The 12,455-nt window shown below is 57.1% G+C and carries 9 protein-coding genes; all 9 read right to left on the minus strand.

Annotated features, from left to right (window positions below; all coding sequences use genetic code 11):
* Positions 1–1,001: 1,001 nt before the first annotated feature.
* The 9 genes from CXQ82_RS14485 to CXQ82_RS14525 all read right to left on the minus strand — a co-directional run bounded on the left by CXQ82_RS14485 (position 1,002) and on the right by CXQ82_RS14525 (position 12,333).
* Positions 1,002–2,162: a hypothetical protein gene (locus tag CXQ82_RS14485; RefSeq protein ID WP_157832159.1), complete on the minus strand. Its 1,161-nt coding sequence runs from the start codon at positions 2,160–2,162 to the stop codon at positions 1,002–1,004.
* A 523-nt stretch (positions 2,163–2,685) separates the two neighbouring features.
* On the minus strand, positions 2,686–4,323 hold the full coding sequence (locus CXQ82_RS14490; RefSeq protein ID WP_101270060.1) for an AMP-binding protein: 1,638 nt from the start codon (positions 4,321–4,323) through the stop codon (positions 2,686–2,688).
* Positions 4,320–5,060, minus strand: a complete 741-nt coding sequence (locus CXQ82_RS14495) for a nitroreductase (protein WP_101270062.1) — start codon at positions 5,058–5,060, stop codon at positions 4,320–4,322. The genes CXQ82_RS14490 and CXQ82_RS14495 overlap by 4 nt, the downstream gene beginning before the upstream one ends.
* 37 nt (positions 5,061–5,097) lie before the next feature.
* The gene (locus CXQ82_RS14500; protein WP_101270064.1) at positions 5,098–6,444 is read right to left on the minus strand and encodes an MFS transporter; all 1,347 of its coding nucleotides are present in this window, start codon (positions 6,442–6,444) and stop codon (positions 5,098–5,100) included.
* A 153-nt stretch (positions 6,445–6,597) separates the two neighbouring features.
* Positions 6,598–7,614 (minus strand): AraC family transcriptional regulator, encoded by a 1,017-nt coding sequence (locus CXQ82_RS14505; protein ID WP_101270066.1) that lies wholly within the window; start codon positions 7,612–7,614, stop codon positions 6,598–6,600.
* A gap of 79 nt (positions 7,615–7,693) precedes the next feature.
* A complete protein-coding gene (locus tag CXQ82_RS14510; protein ID WP_101270068.1) occupies positions 7,694–9,532 on the minus strand; it encodes an autotransporter domain-containing protein in 1,839 nt (612 codons plus the stop codon).
* A gap of 151 nt (positions 9,533–9,683) precedes the next feature.
* A complete protein-coding gene (locus CXQ82_RS14515) occupies positions 9,684–10,292 on the minus strand; it encodes a TetR/AcrR family transcriptional regulator (RefSeq protein WP_101270070.1) in 609 nt (202 codons plus the stop codon).
* Positions 10,293–10,360: 68 nt separating this feature from the next.
* Positions 10,361–12,025: a cation/acetate symporter ActP gene (gene actP / locus CXQ82_RS14520; protein WP_101270072.1), complete on the minus strand. Its 1,665-nt coding sequence runs from the start codon at positions 12,023–12,025 to the stop codon at positions 10,361–10,363.
* The gene (locus CXQ82_RS14525) at positions 12,022–12,333 is read right to left on the minus strand and encodes a DUF485 domain-containing protein (protein WP_101270074.1); all 312 of its coding nucleotides are present in this window, start codon (positions 12,331–12,333) and stop codon (positions 12,022–12,024) included. Before CXQ82_RS14525 ends, actP begins: the two co-directional genes overlap by 4 nt.
* Between the last annotated feature and the right edge of the window lie 122 nt (positions 12,334–12,455).

Here is a 12,455-nt window from a genome sequence, read left to right on the forward strand (position 1 = left end):
TAGAGCCTACACTCTATTGCTACTGATCAAAACAGTTCGTGCGATGGTGGTTGCGAGCAGTAGCGTATGACTTTTCCGAGAAGGGGCTGTCGAACCTTAGGTTGGGGGCATCCATTTCAAACCATCCAAAGCATGCCCTCAGATATGCCCCCATTATAGCGATCGCATGGAGGTGAATGGAGCTCCATGGTTTGTGGAAAGGCAAAAATGATCAGAAGAACTGCCTGTCCTAAGAGGCTTACAGACTTTCAGGCAAGCCAAAAAACATTTGGACTTGGCTCTAGGACGGTGTTTTCAGTCGGATAAAATTCAAATGTGCCCCCAGTTTGGCCCCCACTAGAGCGGGATACGTGGGCGATCGAGATTGGCGATCTCTGAGGCGGGCTAGGGTGGTCGTCGATGGCTTTCAGTGTTACTCCTCATCGGATCTGGGTGGGAGAGGGCAAGGCTCATCAAGGACCAGCTAGTCCGCTCTCGGTCGAGAACAGCAACTCCGATCGGCTGTGTTCGACCTAATATTTGTATCCACGTAATTGGTTTGCTGGGCTTGGAAGTGTCTACGAAACCAAACGCGATTCAGTTCTTATCCAACCATTTGCCCTCTACCAGCACGTTCTGTATCACCCATACATGTACAAAAGGTCGTCGATCAGATCTAGCTCCTGCTGCGTGTACTGGGCCTTGTTGTACCGTCTAATGTCCTTCAAGCACACTCCTAATCGGAACTTGCCGCGAGGGATCCTGAACAACTTCGATCAGACCGTCGCAATCGGGATCTCTTCCCTGGAGGTATTTCTCAATCAGTTCTTTGAGCGCTACGCGCCCCTCCAGATCGGTTGGCACTGTTATTTCTCCCGCAAAATGGTGACGTCATCTGCTGTGATGATAACGGTGGTAGCCGGTTTAGGGAGGAGTTGCTGCGCACGTACCGTACTCAGGGTGCGATTACGTGTCGAGCAGCTATGCAGCTCGTGTTAAGCCGAGGGATACCCTCGGCAAGGTCACAGATCAAATAGATGCCAAAACCGCCTTTCGTTGCTTTCGATATGCCTGGCGCAAAGCCAGACAATAGAGAATCCAACCCCGACGCCCAGGAAACCCACAAATGCCTCGGCCCAATTGTAGGGAGGGTCGTTGAACCCCACCACGGCTACCAACACTGCAATCACAGATAGTACAGAAACAATGTAGGAAGCAATCAAGGGATTCATTAATGCCGGAAATCTTTGCGTGGGAAGGTATAGCACCGCAAATGCTAACCACGGAAGGACAATCAACGATTCGAGGTTGTTGGCAACGATGAAGGCTTCTGTTTCTGGGATCGCCAAAGGCGCCAGCATCAAAATCAGAGCACCCAAGGTGTAGAAAGGGGCTCGCTTCGATCTAAAAGAGGTCAACATCGACCAACCCGACACCATCACCCCAAGCATTAAGGCGGCAACCCACAGTAAGCGGGTCAGTCCCTCAAATCCGCCCGCCAGTAGGGAGACCCCGCAAATGGCAGTTAGGAGATGGCCAGCGGTTCCCAAGACGCATGCCAGTACTCGATTTTTGCGCACTGGATCCTTCAAGGTGGTTAGCGATCGGAGCTCAAGTTTGATCTGCGAACCGGGCTTGTGCTGAACGCTTTCGATTTTGAAGTTAGTTTCTGAGTCGGTGTGCTTAGCGGCTTCAATGATAGCGTTAACGCCATCCAGTCCTTTGGCCAGGCAGGGTCGAGCATATTTTGCACCGAGGCCGATCGCTGTTGAGTTCGTCGTTACGTCATCAACGCTCGGCTGAATGCCAATGACAGAGGTCACATGCCAACAGTGGGTTTCAGTGAGAACAAACAGCCAAGAATCCTCTGCCACAAGCACTTGAGATATTTGTGCTTGCCGTATGAGGTCGTTGCGTAGAGGGGCGGAAGGTCTGGGGTAATAACCGGGTTTCAGATTCTGGTCAAACAGCCAATCTCTGAGACTGTTTCCTGCGGCCCCGTTGCCGGCGGCTCCCACGGCTATAATTGGCGCCCCCTCAAACATGACTACTTTGCCTGGCGTAAACAGCTTGCTCTTTATCTCCCAACCGCGGGCGTTCGACATTGCAGTCAAGGCAGCAGTGTCGAAACTTACAAGCGTATCTGCGCAGAGAATCTTCTTATCCCAGGTAATGGTTGTCAAAAAGCACCTTTTGAACATGAGTGGTGGAACGACTCAGTGAGGGCATCACCTAGTCGTTGCGAATTAGGATTTGCCGATATGTTTAAAGTGTACTTTCATCACTGAGCCGCCACCATGCAATTGATCCCCGCCACCCTCTTCCATGATGCTGCACCGGTCAAAGCGCCTACCGCGGAGCTTCCATTTGACGAAAAGTTGATGATGCTATCGCGGTTATCAAGCAGCAGATCTTGGACGGGAGGCGTTGCGTGATCGCCTGCAGTTTCGGCAAGGACAGTTCGGTCACTGTGGCGCTCGCGCTGAGGGCAATGGACGAACTGCAGAGAGAGGGTATTCAGGTTCCTGAGCTTCACGTTCTCACCAGTGATACTCGGATCACTACAGTCTGCAGCTCCATGAGTCCATAAGCATGTCTTATGCACCTTTTGTTGTTGTTTTTGGTGTTTTCAGCGCGCACGGCTCCCCCAAGGCGCATCCGGCGCGCGCTGCGCAATATGGACAGTGTTTGGAAGCTGAGGCGGGGTCAGCCGGCGGAAGCCAAGCGGGTGATCGCCTCTTGGCTACCGGCCAGTTGGCGTAGGATGAACTTCTGGATTTTTCCAGTTGCCGTTTTGGGCACTTCCCCAAATATCACCCGGCTAGGGCACTTGTAGCGCGCCAGTCGTGCCTGGCAATAAGCGATCAGTTCCGCTTCGCTCGGCACCGGTGCCTGGCTTTTCAACTCGATGAAGGCGCAGGGTACTTCGCCCCATTTGTTATCCGGCTGCGCCACTACGGCGGCGTGCAGCACCGATGCGTGGCCGTGGAGGATGTCTTCGATTTCCACTGAAGAAATATTTTCGCCCCCAGAGATAATCACGTCTTTGCAGCGGTCGGTGATCTGCAGGTAGCCGTCGGGATGTACCACGGCGACATCTCCCGTGTGAAACCACCCGCCTTCAAAAGCTTTTTGCGTAGCTGAGGGGTTTTTCAGGTAGCCCATCATCACGGTGTTGCCACGCAGCAACAGCTCACCGGTGGTCTGGCCATCGTGGGGGACAGGTTCAAGGGTTTCGCCGTCGGCCACCATCAAACCCTCGAATGCCGCCGCCCGAGCGCCTTGCCTGACGCGCAGCCGGGCTTTGTCGGTCGCGTCGAGTTGGTCCCAACCGTCTTGCCAGACGCAACTGATGGGCGTGCCCGCCACTTCCGTGATGCCGTACACGTGATCCACCTGGAAACCCATGGCCACTACCGCGTCCAGCACGGAGGCCGGAGGCGGCGAGCCGGCGGTCAACACCCGAACCGGGTGCGGTAATGGCGGCGGCGCTGGCGTATTGGCAATCATCGCCATCACCGTTGGTGCCGCGCAGAAATGGTCGGCGTGGTGCTCGGCGATGGCGTCCAGCACCGCCTCGGCGGTGACTTTGCGCAGGCAAATATGAGTGCCTGCCGCAGCGGTAATCGCCCAGGTGAAGCACCAGCCGTTGGCATGGAACATCGGCAGCGTCCACAAATACCGTGGTGTTTGCGGCAGCGGCCAGTTGGTCATTTGCAGCAGGCTCATCAGGTACGTGCCACGGTGGCTGACCACCACGCCTTTGGGATCGCCGGTGGTGCCTGAGGTGTAGTTTAGCGCGATGGGCTGCCACTCGGTTGCGGGCCTTACGCCTTCAAACTGCGGGTCGCCTTGCGTGAGCAGGCTTTCATAGTCCGGTGCCTGCGCGCCTGTCCAGGGGGTGGCCAGGTGATCGCGAATCATCACGATGGCCGGCGGCCGCTCAAGCTTGGACAGTGCCGCGCCTGCCACGGCCATGAACTCGCAATCGACCAATAACAACCTGCACTCGCTGTGCTGCAAGATGAACGCAATGCCGTCAGCGTCCAAGCGATGGTTGATGGTATTGAGAATGGCACCGCTCAGCGGAATGCCGAAGTGGGCCTCGATCATTGCCGGGGTATTCGGCGAGAGGATTGACACTGTCTCACCCGGTTGTACGCCCCGGCTGACTAGCGCTGAAGCGAGGCGATAACAGCGTTCTCGCGTGTGTGCCCACGTGCGCCGCACGTCGCCGTGAATGATCGCAATACGTTCCGGATGAACCAGCGCAGCACGGTCCAGGAACCCCACGGGGGTCAAGGGCACATGGTTGGCCGGGTTGTGCTCAAGTCCACTGATCATGGGCAGGTCTCCTTATTATTATTGTGAAAAACAGCGAAAGCGCTGACCGGTTCCCGTGCGGTGACCAGCGTGTTTTCAATCGCCTGGGGGTCGGCATAGCCCAGGCTCATGCCACACACCAGCATCTGGTCGGCGGGAATGTTCAGCGTCTGCGCGATAACCGGGTGGTACTTGAGAAACGCCGCCTGCGGGCAGGTGTGCAAACCGCGCCCGAGCGCGGCCAGCATGACGCTTTGCAAAAACATGCCATAGTCCAGCAAGCTGCCTTGCTCCAATACCTTGTCGACGGTAAACAGCAGGCCAACCGGGGCATCGAAGAAACGGTAGTTGCGCCCGTGCTGTTGGTGCATACGCTGCTTTTCGTGCTTGGCAATCCCCAGCAACCCGTAGAGGTCCCAACCCACCTTGCGTCGGCGATCCAGATAAGGCGTGGTCCATTCGCGCGGGTAGTATTCGTAGGGGTCCTGCATGTCGCGACTGAGTTGCGGGTCGTTATCGACAGCGGCGATGGCCTGCGACAGCTGCTCCTTGGCGTCACCGGTCACCACGTGCACCCGCCACGGTTGCATATTCACGCCTGAGGCACTGAAGCGTGCGATATCCAGAATGGCCTCGATTTCCTCATGGGCCACGGCCGTCGGAAGAAACGCCCTGACACTGCGACGTGAGCTGATAGTCCAGTCAACAGTGCGCTGCAGTTGCAGCGCAGACAGCGGCGGTGGTGACAAGCGGTCCAAGGTGTACCTCCTTTACATGGCTCAGTTCGGACGGGGTTCAGCGCGTGAGTGCCGTTAACTTGCTGACCCTTTGTGAGTCGGCCCGTGACTGATTGACAAAGGTAACCGCCAGCGCGCCAAGCAGACCCGCCAACGCGATCACCATGAAATTTTGCTCAAGGGGCAGGGCCAGTGACACCAGCCAGCCGATCAGCACCGGGGCGATGATTGCGCCGACTCGGCCAACCCCCGATGCGAACCCTACGCCTGTTGAACGGATTGGAGTTGGGTAGAAATCCCCGGCATAGGCGTAGGCAATCAACTGCGTACCCAGCGTCGAGGCGCCGACAATGAACACCACCACAAACAGCAATTCGGTGGAGCGAGTAAAGGCCATCGCAGTGAGCGCCAGTGCACCGACGACATAAAACGCAATCAGCACATGCTTGATATTGAGCTTGTCGCTCAGCCAACCGCCGCCGATCGCACCCACAATCGCCCCAACGTTGAACACAATGACGAAGTTCAATGCCGAGCCAAGACTGTGGCCGGACATCGCCATCAATTTGGTCAGCCAGGAGTTGAGCGCGTAGACCATGAAGAGTCCGGTCATGAACGCCGCCCATATCATCAGGGTACTGAAACCGCGCCCTTCGCTGAACAGGCCTTTGATCGGGCTATCGAGGGCGGCCTTGGCCTCTGCCGGATGACCGGCCAGCAGCGTCTCATCGCTCAGCTCAAGCGTGGGGTTGATTCGCAGCACAATACCGCGCAGCTCAGCCTGGCGGCCTTGTTTGAGCAGGTACGCCATGGACTCCGGCATCATCTTCAAAATCAGCGGAATCAGCAGTACCGGCAGCCCTGCCACAAAGAACACCGACTGCCAGCCATGGCTCTCGATCAGGTGCTTACCGGTGAATGCAACCAGAATGCCGCCCACTGAGTATCCGGCAAACACCAGGGTGACAAGGCGCGTGCGCAGCCTGGCCGGCGAAAACTCGCCCATCTGTGCGGTGACAATCGGTAGTACGCCGCCAATGCCGAGGCCGGCAATGAAGCGCGAAACACTGAAGCTGAAGGGGTCGCTGGTCAGCCCCGCTGCAGCGGTAAACAGGCTAAACAGCGCGACGCAGATGGCGATCATCTTCGGTCGGCCGATGCGGTCTGCCAAGGTGCCCAGGAAGATTGCGCCGAGCATCGTACCCAGCAGCGCCGAACCGGCCATGACCCCTGCACTGGTTGCGTCAATGCCCATGTCCTGCATGATGGCGGGCAATGCGGCACCGACCACGGCGAGGTCATACCCATCGATTATCAGGATCAGCACACACCAGAACAGAATAAGCCGGTGGAACCCGTTGAATGTTGATTCGCCTGCGAGCGTATAGACGTTCACTGGTGGCATGGCGTGTCTCCTTCAATTTTATTGTTGTTGGTGAAGTCCACTTCGCCACATTCTAGGAAGGCGTCCGCGTGTCGCCCATGCCTGGGCGCATCAATGTGCGTGAGCTGTTTGGGCATTCAAGGGGTGATAAAGGGGGGGAATGTGAAAGGGGGGCTATTCGTCGAGCTGACCGCGTCGATACGCCCCGGGGCTCACACCGGTCCACTTCTTGAACGCGCGGTGAAAAGCGCTGGTTTCCTGGAAACCGGTGGCGGTCGCGACCTGTGTGACCGTCATTTCGCCACGGGAGAGCAGGTCAATCGCCATGTCGCGGCGCAGGTCGTCCTTGAGGTTTTGGTAATGCGTGCCTTCGGCTTGTAAGCGGCGCTGCAATGTGGAGTTGGACATATGCAGCACCCCGGCGAGGTCATCGCGTTCGGGCCAGCACTCCGGGGCCAAACCCCGGAGGTAACGTCGTATCTGTGCGCTGAGACTGTCGTCGTTGCGGTATCTGACCAGCAGGCTGGCAGGCGTTTCCTTGAGAAACGGGCCCAAGGTGGCGCCCGACTGGCTGATTTTCATATCCAGGCATTTTTTGTCGAAGCTGATCCAGGTTGTAGAGGCGTCGTAGTCGATGTCTTCGCAGAAGCGCATGCGGTAATCGCTTTGATCCGCGGGCTTGGGCGCGCGAAAGCTCAATTTGTGCACGGGAATACGCTGGTTGACCAGCCAGCAGGAAAGCCCATGTACGAGGATAAACCAGGTGCCGTAGGCAAATAGGCGGCGTAGTACGCCCTTGTCATGCAAAACGATAAACGCCTTCTCGTCCTTGACCACGAGTTCGCCATGCACGTCATCCAGGACCAGCCTCAGAAACGCCAGCATTCTGTGCAAAGCATGGCCTAGAGTGGTGCAGTCGAGCAGCGCCTGGCACATCAGCTTGAAGCTGCCGCGGCGCATGGGATGACTGTCGATGCCGAAGAATTCGTCGTCCAGCAGGTCGGCCAACTCCACCCACAGACGGGCGAAGGCGGTCGCCGACACCCGGGCTTTTGGCGCGTCGAGCAACAGGGGGTCTATCTCTGCGTTGGCCAGGGCCACGGACAGGTCAAGACACCTGTGTCGGGCGCTATGCAACGCTTCATGCACCAGGGCAATGGAGGTGGTGCCTTTGTCCTGTGGGGGTGTCATGAAGGCTCCTCGGGCTGTAATCGGCCCTAATGTAGGGCTAATGCACACTGATCGCCAGTCGGAAAGTCCATTGCCTGCGTCAGAGATCGTAGCTAAAGCCAGCCATTATCGAGCGATCATCCTGCTGGTTGCCGAAGGTACCCATCGCATTCAAGTTCAAGCCCCATCCTGATGGCAGATGGATATCGACTTGCGCGCTCAGCCGCCCGAACGGTCTTTCGTTCGCCCCGTTGACAGGTGTTTTGATGTTGAAATTAGGCGCGTTGCGCTGATAGCTTTCAAGGGTTCGATGACTGTCGGTAAGGGCCTGCTCTGCGGTAAGGCGCAGCAGTGACTCAACGGATACCCCGTGGCTGTTGACGCGCTTGCCGATCTGCCCCCCAAGGCTGGCGTTCAGCTGTTCGTATTGCTGGCCGCGCACGCCCATGCGCAGCAGCGAATCGCCTTGCTCAGTGTAGCCACTGATCCTGCTACGCCAGTAATCCAAGCCGACCACCGGGGCCAACTCAACGGACTCAAAGCGAAACCATTGTCCGGCACGTACTGCGGCACTCAGCACATTGGCATCGGGTGAGGCAGCCAAGTTGTCGAACACGCCTGCCCGTGAGATATCGAACTGGCCGGCGCCATAGGCCAACCCCATGTTGATAAATGTCCCTTGTGCGGCAAAGCTCGCCATGACCGCGGCTTGGCCCATCTGCAATGCGGTGTTGCTGCCACCTTTGCTTGCTTGCCTCGATTCAATATCTGAGTAGTTAAGAGCCGCGCCGAGCGTCCATTCACTTGAGAGTCGGTAGTCGACTCCGATACTGATGGCGTTGTTCTTGAAGGTGTCTTTTCCAGGGTCGAGCCCAGGCCCGGGCATCTGCGAATGGTCGGCCCCATTAGCGACGCCACCGTTGATAAAAACTGTCCAGGGTGAAGCCTGATTACGCGCCTCAATATCGATACCCCGCAGGTCATATCGACTGATCAGCGGCTGAAGAAAGTGGTTGCCTGCTGAACCGACCATGGTCGATTGCACGCTGAGGGTGTTTCGAGCATTGATGATATTGGCGATATAACTCGCAATCAGCCTTTCAAAGCGATCGGTGTAATGAATGCTGTCCTTCATTAAATAGGTGTTCTGTTGCGCAAGGGACAGTGTGTCGCATTGGTTGGCCTCGCAGTTATCCAGGCTGGTGATATGAGTGAAACCATATTTCGCGGGGTCACTTACCGTGTTTTTTAGTAAATTCAGTACATCGAAATAGTAGATGTTAACGTTGGAAATATTAAGCGCCAGCAATTGCTGGTTGAAGGTCTTGGCACTAATTGAAAGCGCTTCAAGGGCCGGGTCTGCCGCGAGCGAAGGGTCTGTCAATAACGAGACGTCATCAGAACCGATCAGCACAAAGTTATGTGCGCCCAGTGCCTGAAGTGTTCGGATGCCGGTTTCTATATTGCTGACGTAGGTATCCAATGCGGCGAGGGACGCATCATCGAAAATATCGTTGGTGCCAATCCAGATGCCAATCAGGTCATTTTTGCTCAAGGATTTTTTTCCACTGACCACGTCACTGCTGAACTTTTCTATTTGGGTCAGAAAACCGGTGGGCGCCCCCACCAAGGCGTCGTCAAAACCGGTATATCCGCTCTTTGCGCCGCCGATTGCATAACCGTTGGTATCGCTGAAGGCCAGCCCGGACAGGCCCGGTAGGACCTCGGCCCATGTGCTGCCATTGGTGAATTTCCCATCCGCGCCCGGGTAGCGACCAGGCGCGTTGCCGATGGCTGCGCCAAATTCACGCACAGAAATGCCGTTGTCGGTGAGGCTGTCGCCAAAGGAATAGAAAGAATTGCCCTGGGCGGAGTAAGACGATAGCGACAATACGCCGGCGATCAGGATACTGCGGACTCGCGTGTCTGTGATGTTCACTGTCTCTACCTGTTTTTATTGTTTTGGCAGCGTTTCCGACAATGCGGAAAAGTGTGTTGGTTATGCAGTCACATGTTTATGTCAGCGAGGATTATGCGCAGGGCAAGGCGTGATACAAATGTCAGAACTCAAAAAATCACTTATGTGTTTTCTAAACTAAACGACTGAGAGTTGTACGTTTATGTGTTAGCAACTTGTTTATTGCCGTGGTGAGGAAATCTTGTAGGAATTCATGCTGTTGGTGCTGATCCAGCGCTAAACCCGTCAGCCAGGCGGGCGCGCACTGCAGCAAGTTGGCGATCATTTTGGCAATCGGTACTGCTTGAGGATCAACGATCTGGGCAGGTGCGCCCAAGGTCATATGAAGACCGCCTTCGTAGTCTTCACGCAGCCTGTACAAGCGCTGCTGTTGTTCTTCGGTCAAGCACCTAATGGCGCGCTCCGCGAGGCGCAAGTGCCACGGCATTTCTGCATGCAGGCGCAGGTGTACCTGGATCAACAGGTTGAGTTTTTCCGGCTTTTTTACCGCTGCGCGCCTCACGCTAGCGACGCCGGCAAGCAACTCCTCATACAGCTCTTCAATCAGGTCGAACAACAGCTCCTGCTTACTGGGGTAATGGTGATAAAGCGCACCCGGTGACAGGCCCAGGGAGGAGGCAAGTTCACGCATGCCGACCTGACTGAAACCTTTGCTGGCCAGCAGTTCCAGCACCTGAGGACGGTACTGGATGAAATGCGAACGTCGTTCAGAAACAGGCATCGTCGGGCCTCCCGATAACGCAAAAAAAGGAGCGTGACGCGATGGCGCCACGCTCCCGGAAAGAGTTTTCAGTGTTGTGCGGCTTTCTCCGCCCCCCAGCCGGTTTCGGCGCGCACGCTTTGCTGCTCGTAGGCATCCCGCTCGGTAGTTGTGCTCGGGCTGCGATCCAGGCAGGAAACGCCCCACGCGACGGCGAAGGCCAACGGCATCGAGAACAGGGCGGGGTAGTCGTACGGGAACAAGGCCTCGGGGTGATGCAGTACCTTGACCCATACCCCCGGCGACAGCAGCACCAGCGCCAGGGAACTGACCAAACCGCTCAGCCCGCCCCACAGTGCGCCACGGCTGGTCAGGCCTTTCCAGTACATGGCCAGCAGCAGAATGGGAAAGTTTGACGAGGCCGCAATACCAAAGGCCAGCGCCACCAGGAACGCCACGTTCTGCCCCTTGAACAGAATACCCAACGCAACTGCCAGCACACCCAGGATCACGGTGGCCCAACGGCTGACACGCATTTCCTTGCCGCTGTCGGGTTTGCCCTTGCACAACACGTTGGCGTAGAGGTCATGGGAGATGGCGGACGCGCCGGCAAGCGCCAGGCCCGACACCACGGCCAGGATCGTCGCGAAGGCGACGGCGGCGAGGAAGCCGAACATCAAATCACCGCCCAAGGCTTGCGCCAGATGCATGATTGCCATGTTTACGCCGCCCACCAGTGGCCCGCCGATCACGCCTTGGTCGAAGTAGCTGGGGTCGGTGCCGACGATGCTGATGGCAGCGGTGCCGAGGATGCACACCAGGATAAAAAACAGACCGATCAAGCCATAGGCCACCAACACCGATTTGCGCGCCGCCTTGGCGTCCGGAACGGTGAAAAAACGCATCATGATATGCGGCAAACCGGCGATGCCGAACACCAGCCCCAGGGACAGGGAAATCATCGACACCGGGTCCGTGGCGATCTTCAACGGCCCGAGAATCAGCTGTCCGCTCTGGTGTGTCGCGACGGCGCTGTCAATCATGCGCTCCATGCTGAAGCCAAAGTGCTGGAATGCCAGCCCGGTCAGCAGGATGCCGCCACTGAGCAACAGCCCGGCCTTGATGATCTGCACCCAGGTGGTCGCCACCATGCCGCCGAAAGTGACGTACACCACCATCAGCACACCGACGCAGACCACTGCAACTTCGTAGTCGAGGCCGAACAGCAAGTTGATCAATTGCCCGGCGCCGACCATCTGCACAATCAGGTAGAAGCATACGATGACGAACGAGCTGAACGCCGAAAACAAGCGAGTGGTAACCGGGTCGAGGCGATAGGCGATGATGTCGGCCAGGGTGTAGCGCCCCAGGTTGCGCAGACGCTCGGCCATCAGAAACATAATCAAGGGCCAGCCAAGAATCGCGCTGACCGAGTAAATCATGCCGTCAAAACCGGTTGAAAACACCATGCTCGAAACACCCAGCAGCACGGCGGCGGACATGTAGTCGCCGGCAATCGCAAAACCGTTTTGTACCCCGCTGATGCCGCCGCCGGCGGTATAGAAATCCGCCGCTGAGCGCGTTCGGCCCGCTGCCCAGTAGGTGATGCCGACAGTAGTCACGACGAAGGCCAGGAAAATCGCAATGGCAGTCATGTTGGGCTGGCGCGCCACGGCTTGGCTTGTTTGTGCCAGGACCGCAAAGCTGCACAGGCACAGCACCGCCGTGGCGAATAACAGGCTAGAGGCCTTCATGGTTGCACCTCCGACAGCAGCGCCCGGTTCAGCTTGTCGAACACGTGGTTGGCGCGAAACACATACAGCCCGGTCAAGAGCCAGGAGCCGACAATCAGGATGAGTGCCGACCAGATCCCCACCGTGATGCCACCGCCCACAGGCACATGCAACAGGACATGGGGGAACCAGGACACCGCCGCGACAAACAGCGAATAAAGCCCTAATACAATGGCACTGAGGGTGAAGGTCAGGCGAGTGCGACGCCGGACCAGTTCGCGATAACGCGGGCTGCTGCGCAACGCCTGATAGGCAGGGTGCAATGACATGTTGAGCTCCTTGATACCTTGATTGTTATTGGCTGGAGTTTTTTGTTATGGGGTTGCCGTGCTTGCGCACCGCGGGTGCTGCACTACGCCCCGCCGCGTTTCCATAACGCGTGGAGTGCGTG

It is taken from the genome of Pseudomonas sp. S09G 359 (assembly GCF_002843605.1).
GTDB lineage: Bacteria > Pseudomonadota > Gammaproteobacteria > Pseudomonadales > Pseudomonadaceae > Aquipseudomonas.

Bases quoted from the DNA above. Each gene is read 5' to 3' on its own strand.
- CXQ82_RS14515 (WP_101270070.1), bottom strand. From the start codon at position 10,292: ATGCCTGTTTCTGAACGACGTTCGCATTTCATCCAGTACCGTCCTCAG.
- actP (WP_101270072.1), bottom strand. From the start codon at position 12,025: ATGAAGGCCTCTAGCCTGTTATTCGCCACGGCGGTGCTGTGCCTGTGC.
- CXQ82_RS14505 (WP_101270066.1), bottom strand. From the start codon at position 7,614: ATGACACCCCCACAGGACAAAGGCACCACCTCCATTGCCCTGGTGCAT.
- CXQ82_RS14525 (WP_101270074.1), bottom strand. From the start codon at position 12,333: ATGTCATTGCACCCTGCCTATCAGGCGTTGCGCAGCAGCCCGCGTTAT.
- CXQ82_RS14490 (WP_101270060.1), bottom strand. From the start codon at position 4,323: ATGATCAGTGGACTTGAGCACAACCCGGCCAACCATGTGCCCTTGACC.
- CXQ82_RS14500 (WP_101270064.1), bottom strand. From the start codon at position 6,444: ATGCCACCAGTGAACGTCTATACGCTCGCAGGCGAATCAACATTCAAC.